This window comes from Aquabacterium parvum (assembly GCF_001447195.1).
GTDB lineage: Bacteria > Pseudomonadota > Gammaproteobacteria > Burkholderiales > Burkholderiaceae_C > Aquabacterium > Aquabacterium parvum.
Genome location: NZ_LFRI01000235.1, coordinates 22,832 through 35,719, shown reverse-complemented (window position 1 = coordinate 35,719; position 12,888 = coordinate 22,832). Strand labels below are relative to the sequence as shown.

13 protein-coding genes are annotated in these 12,888 nt (G+C 66.1%); 4 read left to right on the top strand and 9 right to left on the bottom strand.

Annotated elements, in window-relative coordinates; genetic code table 11:
• Positions 1 to 19: 19 nt before the first annotated feature.
• Positions 20 to 1,225: a JmjC domain-containing protein gene (locus ABG80_RS08340; protein WP_058087257.1), complete on the bottom strand. Its 1,206-nt coding sequence runs from the start codon at positions 1,223 to 1,225 to the stop codon at positions 20 to 22.
• A 77-nt stretch (positions 1,226 to 1,302) separates the two neighbouring features.
• Between ABG80_RS08340 and ABG80_RS08335 the strand changes: the two genes are divergently transcribed.
• The gene (locus ABG80_RS08335) at positions 1,303 to 1,833 is read left to right on the top strand and encodes an FKBP-type peptidyl-prolyl cis-trans isomerase (protein ID WP_058087256.1); all 531 of its coding nucleotides are present in this window, start codon (positions 1,303 to 1,305) and stop codon (positions 1,831 to 1,833) included.
• Positions 1,834 to 1,867: 34 nt separating this feature from the next.
• Here the strand turns inward: ABG80_RS08335 and dut are convergent, their stop codons facing one another.
• The 6 genes from dut to ABG80_RS08305 all read right to left on the bottom strand — a co-directional run bounded on the left by dut (position 1,868) and on the right by ABG80_RS08305 (position 8,002).
• The gene (dut, locus tag ABG80_RS08330) at positions 1,868 to 2,317 is read right to left on the bottom strand and encodes a dUTP diphosphatase (protein WP_058087255.1); all 450 of its coding nucleotides are present in this window, start codon (positions 2,315 to 2,317) and stop codon (positions 1,868 to 1,870) included.
• A gap of 57 nt (positions 2,318 to 2,374) precedes the next feature.
• A complete protein-coding gene (coaBC, locus tag ABG80_RS08325) occupies positions 2,375 to 3,604 on the bottom strand; it encodes a bifunctional phosphopantothenoylcysteine decarboxylase/phosphopantothenate--cysteine ligase CoaBC (RefSeq protein ID WP_058087254.1) in 1,230 nt (409 codons plus the stop codon).
• A gap of 70 nt (positions 3,605 to 3,674) precedes the next feature.
• Positions 3,675 to 4,673, bottom strand: coding sequence for an AraC family transcriptional regulator (locus ABG80_RS08320; RefSeq protein WP_160322494.1), 999 nt, complete (start codon positions 4,671 to 4,673; stop codon positions 3,675 to 3,677).
• Between the two features lie 200 nt (positions 4,674 to 4,873).
• Positions 4,874 to 5,938 (bottom strand): AraC family transcriptional regulator, encoded by a 1,065-nt coding sequence (locus tag ABG80_RS08315; protein ID WP_083505933.1) that lies wholly within the window; start codon positions 5,936 to 5,938, stop codon positions 4,874 to 4,876.
• 85 nt (positions 5,939 to 6,023) lie between these two features.
• Positions 6,024 to 6,917 carry a metal-dependent hydrolase gene (locus ABG80_RS08310; RefSeq protein WP_160322493.1) on the bottom strand — a complete coding sequence of 298 codons (894 nt, stop codon included), beginning with the start codon at positions 6,915 to 6,917 and terminating at the stop codon, positions 6,024 to 6,026.
• A gap of 197 nt (positions 6,918 to 7,114) precedes the next feature.
• Positions 7,115 to 8,002 (bottom strand): metal-dependent hydrolase, encoded by an 888-nt coding sequence (locus ABG80_RS08305; RefSeq protein WP_058087250.1) that lies wholly within the window; start codon positions 8,000 to 8,002, stop codon positions 7,115 to 7,117.
• Between the two features lie 303 nt (positions 8,003 to 8,305).
• On the opposite strand from ABG80_RS08305, the gene ABG80_RS08300 reads away from it, so the two are divergent.
• The 3 genes from ABG80_RS08300 to ABG80_RS08290 are packed head-to-tail and all read left to right on the top strand — an operon-like array spanning position 8,306 to position 11,349.
• Positions 8,306 to 8,899: a GbsR/MarR family transcriptional regulator gene (locus ABG80_RS08300; RefSeq protein ID WP_058087318.1), complete on the top strand. Its 594-nt coding sequence runs from the start codon at positions 8,306 to 8,308 to the stop codon at positions 8,897 to 8,899.
• Between the two features lie 3 nt (positions 8,900 to 8,902).
• Positions 8,903 to 10,300 (top strand): cytochrome ubiquinol oxidase subunit I, encoded by a 1,398-nt coding sequence (locus tag ABG80_RS08295; protein WP_083505931.1) that lies wholly within the window; start codon positions 8,903 to 8,905, stop codon positions 10,298 to 10,300.
• Positions 10,301 to 10,350: 50 nt separating this feature from the next.
• Positions 10,351 to 11,349 (top strand): cytochrome d ubiquinol oxidase subunit II, encoded by a 999-nt coding sequence (locus tag ABG80_RS08290; protein WP_058087316.1) that lies wholly within the window; start codon positions 10,351 to 10,353, stop codon positions 11,347 to 11,349.
• On the opposite strand, the gene ABG80_RS08285 is transcribed toward ABG80_RS08290, so the two are convergent.
• Both ABG80_RS08285 and ABG80_RS08280 read right to left on the bottom strand, forming a co-directional pair.
• Entirely contained in the window at positions 11,340 to 12,341 is a 1,002-nt protein-coding gene (locus ABG80_RS08285) for a M48 family metallopeptidase (protein ID WP_058087249.1), read from the bottom strand. The genes ABG80_RS08290 and ABG80_RS08285 overlap by 10 nt on opposite strands.
• Positions 12,342 to 12,360: 19 nt before the next feature.
• Positions 12,361 to 12,876 carry a YbjQ family protein gene (locus ABG80_RS08280; protein ID WP_083505930.1) on the bottom strand — a complete coding sequence of 172 codons (516 nt, stop codon included), beginning with the start codon at positions 12,874 to 12,876 and terminating at the stop codon, positions 12,361 to 12,363.
• Positions 12,877 to 12,888 lie beyond the last annotated feature (12 nt).

Here is a 12,888-nt window from a genome sequence, read left to right as displayed (position 1 = left end):
GCGTCACTGCCTCACCAGCTCAGCGCGAGGGGTGCAGCCAGCCGTCTTCCGCCCATTGATCAAGCAACTCACGCAATGCGGGGCTGGCTTTGGCCACCGTGGCCGCATCGAGCCAGCGCTGATCCGCCAAGCTGCGCAAATGACGGGCATCGCGCCCAGCTGTGCGCCAGGACTCGCCATTGGCGAACACCCTTTGGCCATCGTAGACCATGCGCGTGCGCGGGTCGAGCTGCACCCCCACGCCATCGGGAAGAGGCTCCCCCGCTTCGAACCAGACGCGCGGCTTGGGCTCGGTGAGGATCTCGCCGAGCGCCGAGCGCAAGCCTTGGGGGTCTTTGAGCAGGCGCTCGATGGCTTGCGCAGCAAAGGCCTCCAGGCCCTCGGGGATCAAGCCTGGCGTGGCCGTGGCCAGCTGAGCCGGGTCCTTGTAGAGGCGTCGCGGGCCTTCCCCGTCGAGTTCCTCGGCGAAGCGGATGAGCACCTCGCGCGCCAGCTCGGTGGCCTCGGGCACGCGAAAGCCGATGGAGCAGGTCATGCACTCGCCCTCGGCGATGCCGTCGTGGGCCCACATGGGCGGCAGGTAGAGCATGTCGCCGGGTTCGAGCACCCACTCCTGTTCCGGCTCGAAGTGGCTGAGGATTTTCAAAGGCACGTCAGGTTGGAGGCGATCGTCGCGCAGCCGGCCAATGCGCCAGCGCCGACGACCCTGCACCTGCAACAGGAAGACGTCATATGAGTCGTAGTGCGGCCCCACGCCCCCCTGGTCCGACGCCCACGAGATCATCAAGTCATCGAGTCGCGCGTCGGGAACAAAGCGAAAGCGCTGCAGCAGCTCGGTGGCGGCGGGCACGTGCAGATCCAAGCCCTGCACCAGCAGGGTCCAGCCTGCCTGCTTGAGAGGCGGCAAGCTGCGGCGCGCGAGCGGCCCATGCTGCAGCGACCAGCCTGCGCAGGCCTGGTCGCGCTTGCGCGCGTTTGCTTGCCCCCCCAATTGCGACTGAACAATGAGGCGGGACTCGACGTCTTCCTGCTCGGCCAACGCGAACAGCTCAGCGCGCTCGATGGGTGCACGCACGCCCGCAACCGCCTGGCGAATCAGCAAGGGCTTCTTTTGCCAATGGCGGCGCATGAAGGCCTGAGGAGAAAGTCCACCCAGCAGGGGCGTGGGTTCATCGATGGGCGGCGGGGCCACGGGCTTGGGGGGCAGGTTGGTCATGCGCGCCATTGTGCCGCCGGCTGCCCCCCCCTGGCGCCGCACGGCATGAGTTGGGTCAAGATCAACCGCCATGAGATGATTCGGGGATGATCATCACCTCTCCCTGTGTCGTGAGCCTGACCTGGCGCCTGGAAGACACCCAGGGGCAGCTCATCGACGAACTGAGCGAGCCGATGGAATTCCTGCTCGGTGGCGACGACCTGCTCGCCAAGGTCGAGCAGGCCCTCATTGGCCAGACCACGGGTTTCGAAGCCCAGTTGCACCTCGAGCCCGAGCAGGCCTTCGGCGATTACCGCGCCGAGCTGGTCTTCTTCGAGCCCCGCGAGATCTTCCCTGACTCCGTCACGGAAGGCATGCAGTTCGAAGGACCGCCCGAAGGCAGCGCCACGCCCGACATGCCCAAGGACGCCATCTACACCGTCACCGAGGTGTACGACACCCACGTGGTGCTCGATGGCAACCACCCCCTGGCCGGCATCGGCCTGAACCTGACGCTCAAGGTGTGCGACGTGCGCCCCGCCACGCAAGAAGAAACCGAGCAAGGCTCGGTGGCACTCTCACCGCTGAGCCTGGGGCCTGGCTCAGAGGACGCGCCGGACGGCACCACGCTGCACTGAAACCCGCCTGGCCTGCGACAGGCCAGGCGTTCGCTCAGCCTCGGCCTGTCGAGCCGAAACCGCCCTCGCCTCGCTGCGAAGCCTCGAAGCTGTCGACCAGGCGAAAACTCGCCTGCACCACCGGCACGATCACCAACTGCGCGATGCGCTCCATCGGCTGGATGGTGAAGGCTTGCGAGCCGCGGTTCCAGCAGCTCACCATGAGGGGCCCCTGGTAATCGGAGTCGATGAGGCCGACCAGGTTGCCCAGCACGATGCCATGCTTGTGGCCCAGGCCCGAGCGCGGCAGGATCATGGCCGCCAGGCCCGGGTCGCCCAGGTGCATGGACAGGCCCGTGGGGATGAGTTCGGCCTGGCCGGGCTGCAGCACCAGCGGCTGCTCGAGCGCGGCGCGCAGGTCAAGGCCGGCGCTGCCGGGCGTGGCGTAGGCCGGCAGGGCTTCGGCCATGCGCGGATCGAGGATGCGGATGTCGACGGTGGTCATGCGGGTTCTCTGTGTCTGGCTGGCGCCGTCTGGGTCTCAAAGTGGTGCAACAAGCCCTCAGTGCCGCGAAGACAGGCGGTGGGCCAGCTCGGTCATCAGCTCTCGCGCCAGCGTGAGCTTGTCGGTGGGCGCACCATCGAGCGGCAACGGGCGCGCGTGCTCGGCATCGACCAGCAGCAGCGCGTTGTCGTCCTTGCCGAAGGTGGCGGGCCCCAGGTTGCCGACGATCAACGGGACGCGCTTGCGTTGCAGTTTGGCGCGAGCGTGCTCGAGCAGGTGCTCGCTCTCGGCGGCAAAGCCCACGCAGAATGGCGGGCGAGCCAGAGAGGCCACGGCCGCCAGGATGTCGGGGTTCTCGGTGAGCTCGAAGCTGGGCGCCAGCTTCTTGCCCTCCTTCTTGATCTTGTGCTCGGCCAGGGTGGCGGGCCGCCAGTCAGCGACCGCCGCGGTGGCCACGAACACCTCGTGCTGAGGCGCCAGGGGCAACACCGTGTCGAACATCTGTTGGGCCGTCATCACGTTGATGCGCTGCACGCCACGGGGCGTTGGCAGGTGCACGGGTCCAGCCACCAGGGTGACCTGGGCGCCCTGCTCGGCAGCAGCACGCGCGATGGCGAAACCCATCTTGCCGCTGGAGTGGTTGGTGATGCCGCGCACCGGATCGATGGGCTCGAAGGTCGGGCCTGCGGTGATCAGCAGGCGTTTGCCCAGCAGGTGCTTGGGTTGAAAAAAGGCGATCAAGTCGGCCAGGATTTCTGCGGGCTCGAGCATGCGGCCGTCGCCAACCTCGCCACAGGCCTGATCGCCGTTGCCCGGACCGAACACCTCGGCGCCATCGGACACGAGCTGGGCAATGTTGCGCTGGGTGGCCGGGTGAGACCACATCTCGCGGTTCATGGCGGGCACGACGATCAGCGGGCAGGCCTCGCGCGGGCGGGCCAGGCACATCAGGCTGAGCAGTTCGTCGGCCCGGCCTTGTGCCAGCTTGGCAATGAAGTCCGCGCTGGCGGGGGCCACGACGATGGCATCGGCCTCACGCCCCAGGTTGATGTGGGGCATGTTGTTGGCCTCGCGCGCGTCCCACTGGCTGGTGTAGACGCTGCGACCCGACAGGGCCTGCATCGTGACGGGGGTTATGAAGGCCTCGGCCGCTTCGGTCATCGCGACCTGCACCGTGGCACCGGCCTTGGTGAGCAGGCGCACCAGCTCGGCCGACTTGTAGCAGGCGATGCCGCCCGTGAGACCCAGCACGATGTGCCGGCCCTGGAGATCTGCGCGTTCTGACATGGGCCGGACTCTAGCAGGCTCTGGCATCGCCGGAGCCGTCATCCGACGGCGGCGCGGCCCGCGCTCTGCCTCAGTTGCAGACCTGGGTGCGGTACAGACTGGGCGACATGCCCATCCAGCGCTTGAAGGCGAAGGTGAAGGCGCGGCGGTCGGAAAAGCCGAGCTCTTCGCTGATCGACTCCATGCTGATCGCGCGGCGGCGCAGCATGATCTGGGCGCGGTGGCACTTGGCCTTGGACTGGATGTCGACGTACTTGACGCCTTCGGCCTGCAGACGGCGCTGCAAGGTGCGCGGGTGCAAACCCAGCGCGGCGGCGGTGGACTCCAGGCCTTCGCGCAGCAGCTCGGGGCGGCGCTCCAGGGCCCAGCGGACTTCATCGACGATGTTGCGCTCGGCTCCTTCCTGGCTCAGGCGGCGCTCGACGCGCAGGCGGGCCTCGCTCTGGGCATGCTGCAGCGGGGCGTTGAGGGGCTGGTCGAGCCAGCGGCGGTCCATCACCAGGGCGTCGGCATCTTCGTTGAAGGTGACGGGCACGCCAAAGTGGTCGCTGTACTTCTGGGGGTCGGCAGGGGGCGAGCCGGCCATGCGCACCGACAGCAGGACATGCCCATTGCGGGTCGCGCGGCGCAGCACCTGGTAGATCGCGGCCATCACGACTTCACGCACGTGACGCAACTCGGCCGGATCCTGACCCGGCACGCTCACGACCACCCTCAGGTGGGCTTCGGCGCCGAATTCATCCAGGCGCAGCGACATCCAGGGCGCGATGACTTCGCGAGCCCAACCGGCCAACTCGAGGATCTCGCGCAAGGTCGCGCAGGAATCGACGAAGGTGTCGAACTCGGAGAAATGTTCGAAGACGAAGTTCTCGCCCAGGGCGAACGGGAAATGGTGCGTGCGCGCACGCTCGACGCACATCGAGAACGCGCGAAACAGGTTGGCAGGGGCCACACGGACCGGCGTTTGGGCGTCGAGGGGGTTGATGCCCACTTCGCGCAGAACCGGATCGATGGTGAAACCGCAGGCCGAGGCGGCCTGACGCCAGCTGCCCAAAGCGGGGACTGGCACGGAAGACGAGAACGACCGAGTGTGCATAGCAGACGACAAGCCAAATGCGATTAACGACAGACCGACAACCGGCCTGGGTGAAATCTAGGTGAGGCCCATCCCTGCTGCAAGAAAGGTTTCCCGCCAAGCAGGGTCAATTAACGACAAGTCCACCCAAATGATGTGCTCGTTGCTACCGATGCCGTGCAGGAAACAGACGATCAGCCCTGCTGCTCCCGCCAGGCGCTGGGCGTGGCGCCCTCCCAGCGTTTGAAGGCCGCAGTGAAAGCACGCCGGTCGGAGAAGCCCAGGCGGGCGCTGATGTCATCGATGGAGACATCGCCTTGCCTGAGCCACTGGCAGGCCAGGCGATGGCGCATGCGAGCCTGCACGTGCAGATAGCTGTCGTCCTCGTCTTTGAGGCGCCGCTGCAAGGTTCGCGGGTGCAGGTTGAGCCGATCGGCCATGTCTTCCACACCGAGCGCCAGCAGGTTGGGCTCTCGGGTGATGAGCTCTTCAATCTCTGCCGCAACACCTTGGCGTCGGGCCTCTTTGCCCAAGCGCTGCTCGGCCAGGAACTGGGCCTGTTCGTGCAGGGCGGGGAAAGCGCCTTCAAGGGGCAGGTCAAGGATGCGCCGCTCGAAAACCAGCGCGTCCACGCCAGCGTTGAACGTGACCGGCTGGGAGAAGAACACCTCGAACTTGCTGGCGTACGACGGAGGGGGCCCCTTGATCAGGACCCCTGCGAAACCATCTTCGGATCCCTGCAGGGTGCGACCAAACTTGCGAATGCAAGCCAGGATGGCCTCGCTGACCAGGTGCAAGGGCAGCCCGTAGGCATTCAGGTTGGGCACAGGGACGTCAAACCCGACTTCCACACGCGCCAGATCGCCCTCCTCCTTGACCTCCAGCTTGAGCCAGGGCAGCACCATGCGGCGGGCCAGGTCGGCCACCCGCAGGGCCTCGCGCAAGGAGGGGCTCGTGGTCAGGAGGGTCTCGAATTCAGGCAGGGACTCGAAGGCGAAGGTGTCGCCCAGCACGAAGGGGAAGTGCTTTTCGGGTGACAGGGCGACGCACTGCTCCAGCAGCGAGACGAGCTGCAGGGGCGAGACGCGGGCGTCTTCCAGGCGGATCAGGTCGATCTTGATGCCCGCCTCTTTGAAGAGGGGCTGAACGTTGAAGCCGCACTTGGCGCCCGCCTTGATCCAGGCCGAAAGCATGAACAGCGGGATGGGCTTGATGCCCAAGGCCTCCAGCATGGCCGCAGGGGGAAGAGGAATGCGCATAAAGGAAATCGGCACACCCGAAACAGGTGTGCCGAAGTCTAACCAACTACGGGGATGTCACGCAGGGAAAAATGCGCGACCGAACTCACCGGGCTGCGGCCAGGTCGGCGCGCATGAGTTCGCTGGCTTCCACCGGGTCCTGGTGCTTGGCAAAGCCACGCAGCCACTCTTCGTAGCCAGGTTGCTCGGTTTCCTGCCAGGGGTGGTAGCCAGGCTTGTAGTACTGCACGTAGTGCTTGTGCAGCGGGGCCACGAAGCCGCCTGGCTTGAGCAGCCACCAGATGCCCTTGGCGAACAGCTTGGCGCGCTGCAGCAGGCCAAAGCCGTCGGCCTTGAGCATGGCGTTGGTGAACATCAGGATCACGTAGGGGAACATGAAGGTGGCGTGGATCAAGGCGCCGATGCGCTTGAAGTAGCCGACCTTGGCGTAGTCGATCATGACGTCGTAGGCCACGCCCTTGTGCTCGACTTCTTCGATGGCGTGCCAGGCGTACATGGCGCGCACCTTCGGGTGGGCATCGCCCATGATGTCGCGCTCGTCGAACATGGCGTGGGCGCCCAGGGCGGTGAAGTGTTCCAGCGCGCCGGTGATGGCCAGGGTGTACTCACGGCTGTGGCGGCTGCGGTACTTGTCGAACAGCAGCTTGTCGAGCCAGCCGATCAACTTTTCAACCGGCATGCCTTGCTTGCGCAGCACGTCGTTGTACTGGTTGTGCACGAGGCTGTGCTGGGCTTCCTGGCGGTTGAAGTCCTTGATGTCCTGCAGCAGCTTGGGGTCGGTGATGCGGTCTCGGAAGTCGCGCACGGTGACCATGAAGAACTTTTCACCCGGCGGGAAGATCAGCGACATGGCGTCGAAGAAGCGGGTCTTGAACGCGTCGCCACCGAACCAGTACTTGGGGATGCTGGGATCGTCGAGGCCGAAGTCCAGCTTCTCGCGCGGCACGATGGGGTGCTGCTGGTCTGCTTGGTGTGTCATGTTGTGGTCCTTCTTGGTTTGTCTCCAGGATGGATCCATCCTAGGGATGCCGCCCCAGGGAAGACAGGATGACGCATGACAGGAGGGCTTCCGCTGCGACATGACTTGATCGGGTTGAGCCAAATCAAAAGCCCCCAGGCAACTGCCTTGGGGGCTTTTGAAGGGTTGGTCGGGGCGGCGAATGCGCCCCGACGCGATCAGGCCAGGGCCAGGTCCTTGCGCATCTGTTCGGTGGCTTGCACCGGGTCGCGGTCGAACTTGTCGAACGCGGCCATCCACTCCTGGTAGCCAGGCTGCTCGGTTTCCTGCCAAGGGTGGTAGCCGGGCTTGTAGTACTGGATGTAGTGCTTGTGCATGGGCGCGAGCAGGCCGCCCGGCTTGAGCATCCACCAGATGCCGCCAGCGGCCATCTTCAGGCGCTGAGGCAGGGTGAAACCGTCGTGGATCATCAGTTGGCGCTGGATGCGGAAGATGGTCATGGGGAACATGACGGTGGCGTGCATCAGGGCGCCCACGCGCTTGAAATAGCCGACCTTGGCGTAGTCGATCATGACGTCGTAGGCCACGCCCTTGTGTTCGACCTCCTCGATGGCGTGCCACGAGTACATGGCGCGCACGCGGTGATCGGCCTCTTTCATCACGTCGCGCTTGTCGAACAGGCTGTGGGCGATGATGGAAGTGAAGTGCTCCAGCGCCGAGGTGACGGCGATGTTGTAGCCACGGCTGTAGGTGCTGCGGTAGTGGCCGTTGAGCAGCGTCTCGACGTGGTCGGTGAGCTTGTCCACGTCCACGCCCTGCTTGCGCAGGCGGTCGTTGTCCTGGCGGTGAACCATGCTGTGCTGGGCTTCCTGGCGATTGAAGTCCTTGATGTCCTGCAGCAGCTTGGGGTCACTGATCTGATCGCGGAAGTCGCGCACGCAGTTCATGAAGTACTTCTCGCCGGGCGGGAAGATCAGCGAAAGCGCGTCCCAGAAGCGGGTCTTGAAAGGGTCTCCGCCGTACCAGTACGTGGGGATGTCGCCGTCCAGGCCGAAGTTCAGCTTCTCCCGGGGAACGATGGGGTGCTGGGCTACAGGGTGGGTCATGGCGTCTCCTTTTCTGGTCGGGTGCAACCGAACTGCTTCGGGCTGACAGCGAATGTCGGCGCAAGGCGCATCCGCACACAGGATGCTGCATGACACAGGGGAATCCGTGCCGACAGTGGGCGGCTTCGGCAACCGAAAGTGGCGCTCAGGGTGAATTCATTCACGACTCACGGCGCTCAAGCCATGGGCCCACAGTCCTGTCGGATTTGTTGAACTTTCAGTATTTACTGAACTTTCAGCAGTACATTGACGGACATCAAGCAACCACCGTTTGGCGCGCACGCCGCGCAGGAGTCACCCGTCATGAGCACCCTCAGCCCGTTGGCCGCCAGCTTCGTCACCCACTTCGGCGAGATGGGCAGCCGCTGGGGCATCAACCGCACCGTGGGCCAGATCTACGCATTGATCTACCTGTCGCCCAGGGCCATCCACGCCGATGACATGGCCGAGACGCTGGGCTTTTCGCGCTCGAACGTGAGCATGGGGCTCAAGGAATTGCAGTCCTGGCGCCTGGTTCGCCTGCGACACCTGCCTGGCGACCGCCGCGAGTACTTCGAGCCTTCGGGCGACGCCTGGGACACCTTCCGCCGCCTGGCCGAGGAGCGCCGCCGCCGCGAGATCGAACCCACGTTGAGCATGCTGCGTGACGCCCTGCTGCAGGACCCCAGCGGCCCCGACGACGCCCACGCCCAGGCCCGCATGCGCGAGATGCACGACCTCATCGAGCAACTCATGAGCTGGTTCGACGAGGTCAGCCGCATGGACGTGCAGACGCTGTCCAAGCTGATGAAGATGGGCGCGCAGGTGGGCAAGCTGCTGGAGTTCACGGGTCGGCGTGGCAAGAAGCCGGCCGACGATGCGCGGCGAGACGACCTCGACAGCGGCACGGAGGGCTGAGCCATGGACGCCGACCTGTCATCGCTGATGCTGTCGCGGCTGCAGTTCGCGGCCAACATCTCTTTCCACATCCTGTTCCCGACCATCACCATCGCGCTGGGCTGGTGGCTGCTGTTCTTTCGCTGGCGCTGGGTGCGCACCCGCGACGAACGCTGGCTGCTGGCCTGGCGTTTCTGGACCAAGGTGTTCGCGCTGACGTTCGCGTTGGGCGTGGTCAGCGGCATCACGATGAGCTTTCAGTTCGGCACCAACTGGCCTGGCTTCATGGAGCGGGTGGGCAACGTGGCGGGGCCGCTGCTGGGCTACGAAGTGCTCACGGCCTTCTTCCTGGAGGCCACCTTCCTGGGCGTGATGCTGTTCGGGCACGACCGGGTCTCCGAGCGAACGCACCTGATCGCCACCTTCCTGGTGGCCTTTGGCACCACGGCGAGCGCCTTCTGGATCCTGGCGCTGAACTCGTGGATGCAGACGCCACAGGGCCACGAGGTGGTCGATGGCATCTACCACGTGCGCAGCTGGGCCGAGGTCATCTTCAACCCCTCTTTCCCCTACCGACTGGCGCACATGCTGCTGGCCTCGGGGCTGACGGCCACCTTCCTGATCGCGGGGCTGACGGCGCTGCGGCAGTTGCGTGGCACCGCCAGCCCGGCGGCGCCGCTGGTGCTGCGCGCGGCGCTGACGGTGGCTGCGGTGCTGGTGCCGCTGCAGATCGTGGCCGGAGACATGCACGGCATCAACACCTTGCAGCACCAGCCGCAGAAGATCGCCGCCATCGAAGGGGTGTGGCACACGGAGCGAGGCGCGCCGCTGGTGCTGTTTGGTTGGCCTGACGAGGCGGCGCGCACCACGCATTTCGCGGTGGAGGTGCCCAAACTGGCGTCGCTGGTGCTGACCCACGAGTGGGATGGCGAATTGCGCGGGCTCAATGAGTTCGAGGGCGTTCACCCGCCGGTGGCGCCCTTGTTCTGGGGCTTTCGCGTGATGGTGGGCGTGGGCCTGCTGATGTTGGCCGTGAGTTGGCTGGGCCTGTGGCAGCTGCGCCGCGCGGGCTGGGAGCCCTCTCGCCTGCCACGCATGTGGCTGCAGGCGCTGCGCTTCATGAGCTTTTCAGGCTGGGTGGCCACGCTGGCCGGCTGGTACGTCACCGAGATCGGTCGCCAGCCCTTCATCGTGTTCGGCGAGTTGCGCACGGCCGAGGTCGTGACCAGCACGCCGCCGGCGCACATCGCGCTGACCTTCGTTGCCTACCTCGTGATGTACGTGCTCCTGATCGCCGCCTACATCGCGGTGTTGCGCTACATGAGCGAAAAACCGCTGCTGTCGCCTGTGCAGACACCCCCTGGCCACACGAAGGGGCCCGCTGAACTCGGCGCCCAACATCCCCAAGGAGCCCAGCCATGACCACGCTTGCCGAGCTGCCAACCGCCTTGCCAGCCACCCTCCCCGGCGCCATGGCGCTCTCGGGGGACTGGCTGCCCGTGCTCTTCATGGCGATCATGGGCCTGGCCATGCTGGCCTACGTGCTGCTCGACGGCTACGACCTGGGCGTGGGCATGTGGATGGCCCGCGCCGACGCCCGAGAGCGGGACGTGATGGTCGCCTCCATCGGCCCCTTCTGGGACGCCAACGAGACCTGGCTGGTGCTGGGCGTGGGCATCTTGCTGATCGCCTTTCCGAAGGCACACGGCGTGGTGCTGGGCGCGCTGTACCTGCCGGTGACGCTGATGCTGCTGGGCCTGACGCTGCGCGGGGTGGCCTTCGACTTTCGCGTCAAGGCTCGCGACGAACACCAGTTGCTATGGAACCGGCTGTTCATCGCAGGCTCGCTGCTGGCCTCGCTGGCCCAGGGCTGGATGCTGGGGCGCTTTGTCACGGGCTTTGCACCAGGGCTGTGGCCCCAGGTCTTTGCCGCTCTGATCGCGCTGTCGCTGGTTGCAGCCTACCTGCTGCTGGGCGCCGGCTGGCTCATCATCAAGACGGAAGGCGCGCTGCAACGCCGCGCGGTGGACTGGGCCAAGGCGGTCTGGCCTGTGGTGGTGCTGGGCATCGGGCTGATTTCGGTGGCCACGCCGCTGATCAGCCCCGAGGTGCGCGAGCGCTGGTTCAGCATGCCGGGCTTCATCGCGCTGCTGCCGATTCCGCTGATCACGTTGGGTGCCTTGGTGGCGCTTCGTTCGGTGCTGAACTCCAAGCTGGTGACCGAGCGGTTCTGCGCCCTGCCCTTTTGGGCCACGGTGGTGGTGTTCGCGATGGCGGGCATCGGGCTGGCCTACAGCCTCTTTCCCTACGTGGTGGTCGACCGGCTGACGGTTTGGCAGGCCGCTGCCTCGCGCGAGTCGCTGCAGGTCATCCTGCTGGGCACGGTGATGACGCTGCCGGCCATCATCGGCTACACGGTTTTCGCGTACCGGGTGTTTCGCGGCAAGGCCAGTGAGCTGAGTTACGGCTGAGCCACCCGGCCAGGGCGTTCGGCCGGTTTGCAAGGGCCCTGGCTGGTGTGGGCCCAGGTCAGCAAGGCCGGGTGCATGGCGGGGGTGGCGCCGCTCAGGGGCACACCGTTTTCGCGCGCCCAGGTGCGGGTGGCCTGGGTGCGGTCCTCGTCGGCGGGGTGGGTGCTGAGCCAGGTGGGCACGTTGCGAGAGGGCTTGGGCGAGGGGTCTGCCGGATCCGTCGGGTCTGCCGAAGTGGCGCAGCGCTTGCGGCCTGGTTCACCGCTGTTTTGGCCGTCATCGCGCTGGGGTTGTTCATCGCGCGCAACGGCGATGCGCTCAAACAGGCCGATCACGCCGCCAACGTGCCCGTGGAGCGCGGCAGCAGCACGCATGGCCCCGGTGTCGGCCTCGCGCTCGTGGTCCCGTCCGTAGCCGCGCATCAGCAAGCCACCGGTTTGCTCCAGCAGCACGCCCGCAGCTTGACCGCCCGCATCGGCCGACACCACGGTCAGCACCAACCCGATGGCCATCGCCCGCCCGAGGCTGGCCGCCACGTGCCGGTGCTGAACATGGGCCATCTCATGGGCCAGCAAGGCCGCCAGTTCATGCTCACCCTGAAGGCGGCGCAGCAGACCGCGGTGGATGACGATGCGCCCGCCCACGCTGGCGTAGGCGTTGAGCACCTCGCTGTCGTCGACGCGCACATGGACCGTGATGTCATCGGGCATGCCCAAGGGGCCGCGCAAACGATCGGCCAGGCCCTGCAAGGCCGCGTTCGCTGCCTGCTCTGCGGCGGGCAACTTCGGGGGCTGGCCCTCCATGCGCTCGGCCAACGCCTGCTCCACCGAGAACGGCAAACGGGGGGCAAGCCAACGCGCGCCCACATCGGCCAGCACCACCAACAGGATCACGCAGCCGATGGCGCCAAAGATGAGCCAGATGGCCTCGCGGCCCAGGTTCTCGGGCTGGGCGTTGATGCCCTCGTCGGGTGCGCGGTTCTCGAACTGCATGCGAGGCCGGGGTTTTGCGTCAGCCGGCCAATGCGCTGGCGGAATGGTCCGTTGCACGATCAGGTCGGTGCATGCCTGATGTGGCCTGTTTGAGCGCCGTGCCGTAAGCCAGCACCTCCATGCAGGGCGTGCCGCGCCCGGCGATTTGCGTGGTCTCGAAACGCAGGCCGATGACGAGCTTGGCGCCCTGGCGATGCGCCTCTTCCTTCAGGCGCAGCACGGCTTCGCGGCGCGCGCGCTCCATCAGGGTTTCGTAGCTGCGCACATTGCCGCCGAAGATGTTGCGCAGGCCGGCCACGAAGGTCTTGAAGTGATCGGACGAGATGACCACGCTACCGGCAACCAAAGTGGTGCGCTGCGACGTGGTCACTTCGGGTGGCCAGCGGGTGGAAAACACCAGCACGCCAGCGAGCTTTTTCTCGCGGCGGCGGATGGACGCGTAGTGGCGCTTCTCCAGGATGCGCCCGACGATCAGCCCCAGCAACAGCAGGGCGAGCGGCAGGCCAATCTGGAGGCCCAGTTCGAGCCAGACCATGGGGCCTCCCGC